This window comes from Novosphingobium sp. PY1, assembly GCF_017312445.1.
Lineage (GTDB): Bacteria > Pseudomonadota > Alphaproteobacteria > Sphingomonadales > Sphingomonadaceae > Novosphingobium.
In genome coordinates, this window is sequence record NZ_BLTI01000031.1 from 1 (window position 1) to 4,422 (window position 4,422).

5 protein-coding genes are annotated in these 4,422 nt (G+C 66.4%); all 5 read right to left on the reverse strand.

Annotated features, from left to right (window positions below; genetic code table 11):
- Positions 1-674: fumarylacetoacetate hydrolase family protein (locus J3474_RS22440; RefSeq protein WP_207095705.1), on the reverse strand; the 674-nt coding region annotated here is incomplete at its 3' end.
- A gap of 5 nt (positions 675-679) precedes the next feature.
- Positions 680-1,459, reverse strand: a complete 780-nt coding sequence (locus J3474_RS22445) for a cyclase family protein (protein ID WP_013836614.1) — start codon at positions 1,457-1,459, stop codon at positions 680-682.
- A gap of 137 nt (positions 1,460-1,596) precedes the next feature.
- A complete protein-coding gene (locus tag J3474_RS22450; RefSeq protein WP_013836615.1) occupies positions 1,597-2,754 on the reverse strand; it encodes a S9 family peptidase in 1,158 nt (385 codons plus the stop codon).
- Positions 2,755-2,757: 3 nt separating this feature from the next.
- Positions 2,758-3,669, reverse strand: coding sequence for a VOC family protein (locus tag J3474_RS22455; protein ID WP_207095706.1), 912 nt, complete (start codon positions 3,667-3,669; stop codon positions 2,758-2,760).
- 26 nt (positions 3,670-3,695) lie between these two features.
- Positions 3,696-4,422 (reverse strand): FAD-dependent monooxygenase (locus tag J3474_RS22460; protein WP_207095707.1); only part of this gene is annotated, 727 nt, incomplete at its 5' end.

Consider the following 4,422-nt stretch of genomic DNA (forward strand, 5'->3'; position numbering starts at 1 on the left):
CCGAAGGCCTTGCCGTTCCATTCGATCACGAGATCGAGGCACACGCGCCCGTCCTGCCAGGCATCGCCGAGCGCTTCGGGTGTTACCGCAAAAGGCGCCATCGAACAGGCCGGCTTGGCCTGGACCCAGCCGAAGCCGGTCTTCATCTCGACCGGCGCGATCGTGCGCAGCGACCAGTCGTTGATCTGCACGACAAGCCGGATGTGCTTCATCGCTTCTTCTGCCGTCGTACCCATCGGCACGGCATCGACGATCACGCCGAACTCGCCCTCGAAGTCGATGCCGTCCGCCGGATCGGGGAAGGGAACCGGATCGCCCGGACCGTAGAAGCGGTCCGAGATCCCCTGGTACATGAGCGGCCTGTCGGTCTCGATCGGCGGCAGCTTGAAGGCGATCTGCATCAGGTCGCCATGGGTGCCGAAGGCCGAACCGTCGAGCCACTGCCAGGTGCGCGGCAGCGGCGCGCGCAGGGCCCCGGGATCGAGCGGCTCGCCCTCCCCGGCCTCGAGACGCCGGGCCAGCGCGACAAGGTGCGGCTGGAGCGCGTCCCAGCGCTCCATGGCGCCGAGCAGGTTCGGCATCTGCGGGCCGGCCGCAAGCATGCGGCGCCCGTCCTGCGAGACGACGACAAGGGTTCCGTCGGGCGTGGCGCCCGCTATCGTGGCCAGACGCATGCGGCTCAGTCCTCGAAAATGGCGACGGCGCGGATCCAGCCTGCCGAGGCGCCCTTGATCTTGTGCGGGAAGCACGAGATCGTGAAGCCGTCGGCGGGCAGCACTTCCAGGTTGTGCAGCTTTTCGATGTGGCAGTAGCCGATGTCGCGGCCCGCCTTGTGCCCTTCCCAGATCAGCGAGGTATCGCCGGTTTCCTCCACCTTCCTGGCGGTGTGCACGAAGGGGGCATCCCACGACCAGGCATCGGTGCCGGTCACGCGCACGCCGCGTTCGGTGAGGTACATCGTCGCCTCGTAGCCCATGCCGCAACCGCGGCTGACGTAGTCGGGATCGCCCAGCGCCTTGCCCGCCGCGGTATTGACGACGACGATCTCCAGCGGCTTGAGCTCATGGCCGATACGCGCCAGTTCGTCCTCGACGTCCTTGGCGGTAACGACGTAGCCGTCCTCGAAGTGCCGGAAGTCCAGCTTCACGCCGGGCTGGAAGCACCATTCGAGGGGGACCTCGTCGATCGTCAGGGCAGGCTTGCCGCCGTCCTGCGTCGGGTGGAAGTGCCAGGGCGCATCGAGGTGCGTGCCGCTGTGTGTGGTCAGCTTCACCCATTCCGCCGCTGCAAAGCCGGCACCGTCAGGAGTCTGCTCGGCCGTCACCCCGGGGAAGAAGTGCCCGAGCTCGCCCATCGTCTCGCCATGCGTCTGGTAGGTGATTTCCGGCTTCAGGAATGGCGGATCGGTGATGACATCGTTGCACAAGGTGATCGACAGGTCGACGAAGCGGCGGGCCATAGGCGTGGGTTCCCATCTTGTCGCGCGCATCTCGCCAGACGCGCGCTGCTGTGAAGTGCTACCGGCGCATCACCCGACCGGAGGAGAGAGGGGTCGGGCGATGCGCCGGCCTTGTCAGCCCGTTGCGGGGCTGAAGTTCAGGCGGTCTTGCCTCCGAGGGTTTCGGCAAACCAGTCGGAGAGGAGATCGCGGCCATAGCTCATGTTGTCGGCGCCCACGTGCTCGACGCCGCCTTCCCGCGCGGTGAAGATCACCTTCTCGCGGCGCGGCGAGTTGACGAGCTGGTCGTAGAGGTCGTCGGCGTACTGCGGGCTGATCTGGCGATCGTTCGCCCCGTGGGTCACCAGGAACGGCACCTTGATGCCGTCCATGTGGCCGTTGAGGTTCATCGCCTCCGACTTGGCAAGGAAGTCCTCCTGGTCCTTGGCCCCGAACGCCCAGTGAACGTGGGCCCAGTAATGCGGGACCGGGTTCTCGCCCTCGCGCGCCATGCGCTTGTCCTGCACTTCGCGCCAGTTGTGGTTGGCCCCCCAGACCGCGCCCGAGGCAAAACGCGGCTCGTAAGCCACCGCCCGCGGCGCGAAGTGGCCGCCCAGCGAGATGCCGGTCATGCCGATCGCCCTGGGATCGACGTTGTCCTGCTGCTCGAGCCAGTCGACTGCCTTGCTCGCCCAGCTTTCCGAATGCGGATCGACCGGCAGGCCCTGCAGGCGCAGCGTCTCGCCCGAGCCGGGCTGGTCGACGCACAGCGTCGAGATGCCGCGGCGGGCGAGCTGCTCGGGCAGCTGGGTCCAGTAGAGCAGCTCCTTGCAGCTATCGAGGCCGTTGCAGAAGACCACCACCGGCTTGCGCCCTTCGCCCGGCGCGCGGGTGAACAGCGCCGGCATCGTGCCCTTCTCCAGCGGGATCTCGACGCGTTCGCGGTTGATCCGGCCGATCTGCGTCGACTTGTCGAAGGCCGCGCGGGCCTTGGCGTAAGTCTCCTTGCGGCCCGGATGGCCATGGCCCTGCATGCGCTCGCCGGTGAACATGTAGAGCGCGGCGCGCTCCAGCTTGTTCGAGGCGGAGAACAGACGGCCCCTCGCCTCGTCCTCGGCGGCAAGTTCGATGAGCTTGTCGCCCATCGCCACCCACTGCTTCATGAACGCGGGCGTGCCCGCATCGGCCCCGGCATCGGCCGCATCCTTGATCGGCTTGCACATGTCGATGACTTCGCCGATCCGGCCGCCGCTCTCCATCGCAATCGCGACCGACAGGTTCCAGATGTAGTTCGGAAAATATTCGAAGAGGGCCATCGATCAGAACTCCGAAGCCTGGAACAGACGCGCATCGGGTGCCGGATGCGGCATCGTCTGCGGGCCGCCGGTGCCGATGCCCCACTGGTCCATGACCATCGGCGCGGGCTTGTGCACCTTGTACTCGTGCGTCTCGAAGTCGACCACTTCCAGCTCGGAGGTGTACTCGACCGCGAAACCGCCCGGAGTGACGAAGTAGCTGAACGTGTTGTTGCCCGCGGTATGACGGCCCGGACCCCAGCGGATGTCGGTGCCGTGCTGCTTGAGGCGATGCGCGCCGCGGAACATGTCGTCGATGCTCGGCATGTCGTAGGCGACGTGGTTGAGGCACGGCGGTCCGGGCAGGATGGCGACGCGGTGGTGCGCCTCGTTGCAGCGCAGGAAGCACATGAAGTCGCCGAGCCAGTCGGAGATCCTGAAGCCCAGCACGTCGGTGAAGAACTTCACCATCGCCTGGTGGTCGGGCGAGTGCAGGACGATGTGGCTGATCTTGAGCGGCACGCCTTCCCAGCGCTCGAGTTCGCGGGCCTCGAGCGTCTCGACCCCGGCCGAGATCTCGAAGGGCAGGCCATCGGGGCTGAAGAAGCGGAAGCCATAGCCGCCGCCCGGCGCATCCAGATCCCTGGGCGCGAAGATGACCTTGCAGCCCGCCGCCTCGATCTTGCCGAACAGCGTATCGACATCGGCGCGGCTGTCGGCGGCAAAGGCGATCACCTCGACGTGGTTGGCATCCGACTTGTGCAGGCGCACGACATGGTGCTCGCCATGCCCCTGGGTCTTGAACCAGGCCATGTCGGCCTTGTCGCCGGATCCGGGCACTTCGACGAGGCCCCAGTCATCGGTGTAGAATTTGCGTTCGGCATCGAAGTCCTCGACGCCATATCCGACAAAGCGGATCTCGGTTACTCGGGTCATGGGATTGATCCTTGAAGATTGACTGATCAGATGGGCTGCGAAACCACCGCGAACATCTCCGCAGTAGCCTTGTGATTGTCGACCGGCGGGCCCTTGCCGATCTGGCCGTGGCAGATCTCGAGCGACTTCTCGACGATGTAGCGGCACCGCTCGAAACGGCGGTCGCGATAGGCCTCGAAGGCCGCTTCGGGCGTATCGGCCCGCGTCAGCTCCTCGGCCAGCACCAGCGCGTCCTCGATCGCCATGCCCGCGCCCTGGCCCAGGTGCGGCGTGGTCGCATGGACGGCATCGCCCAGCAGCGCGATGCGGCCCTTGCTCCAGGAGCCGTAGAGCATCATCCCCTCGAGCGGACGATAGACAACGCCTTCGTCGCTGGTGATCTGCTCGGCAAGCGCACGGATCTGCGGGGCCGCCCGGGCGAGCTTGGAGCGCATGACCGCGGCGATGCCCTCTGTGGGATACCACGGATTGTCCGGCTCGGGCGTGGTGACGTACATGTACATCAGCTCTTCGGACATCGGCACGAGGCCGGATCCGATCGGACCGTTGTAGACATGCAGGGCATCGAGATCGGCCGGGCGCGGGAAGTTGTAGCGCCACACCGCCTGCCCCGTGAACTGCGGCTTCTCGGCATCGGGCAGGATCGCCTCGCGGGTCTGCGAATAGACCCCGTCTGCCCCCACCACGACGTCGAAGCGCTCTTCACGCCCGTCGCTGAACCTCACGTTCACGCCTTCGCCGTCGTCGTCGAAC